This is a genomic window from Cyclobacterium qasimii M12-11B, from assembly GCF_000427295.1.
Lineage (GTDB): Bacteria > Bacteroidota > Bacteroidia > Cytophagales > Cyclobacteriaceae > Cyclobacterium > Cyclobacterium qasimii.
In genome coordinates, this window is the sequence record NZ_ATNM01000046.1 from 1 (window position 1) to 602 (window position 602).

General features: G+C 45.8%; 1 protein-coding gene. It reads left to right on the forward strand.

The genetic code is table 11. The features are described from left to right. Window positions 1-90: 90 nt before the first annotated feature. On the forward strand, window positions 91-602 hold a 512-nt coding region (locus tag ADICYQ_RS31110; RefSeq protein ID WP_235114368.1), incomplete at its 3' end, for a chorismate-binding protein.

A 602-nucleotide genomic window follows, 5' to 3' on the forward strand; every position in this document is an offset into this window, starting at 1 on the left:
AGGAGAAGACGCAGAAGCTGTTTTAGAAGGTTTAAAGCTTTTGCGGCGGAATTTATGGTTCCCGATTTCAAGCAAGAAGATCAGGCTGTGATGGCAGCAGCCGAAGAGCTGGATAAGGATGATTGGCTGAAAGCAATCGAAACGGCCACAAGCCAAATTAAAGAGAAACAATATGATAAGGTTGTTCTTGCCCGAGAGCTGCTGCTCACGTTTGACGGTCCAATCCAAATTGAACCGGTGCTTAAAACGCTTCTGGACGATCAGCAGACAAGCTATGTTTTTGCAATTGAACAAGAAGGCAAAACTTTTGTCGGCGCGTCTCCGGAAAGACTGATCAAAAGAGACGGCGGCACTGTCATGTCTTCCTGTCTGGCAGGCTCCATTAAACGAGGCGTGAATGAAGAAGACGACCGCCGGATAGGCCTTGAATTATTAAACGATGAGAAAAACCTGCTTGAGCATGATATTGTGGTAGGTATGATTCATAATGCTTTTGTATCAAGCTGTTCAGAAGTTGAAAAGCCTGATGGACCTGTTTTGTACAAAACAAAAAGCGTTCAGCACCTGTTTACGCCGATTGTCGGACAGCTGCGCGAGTCTGC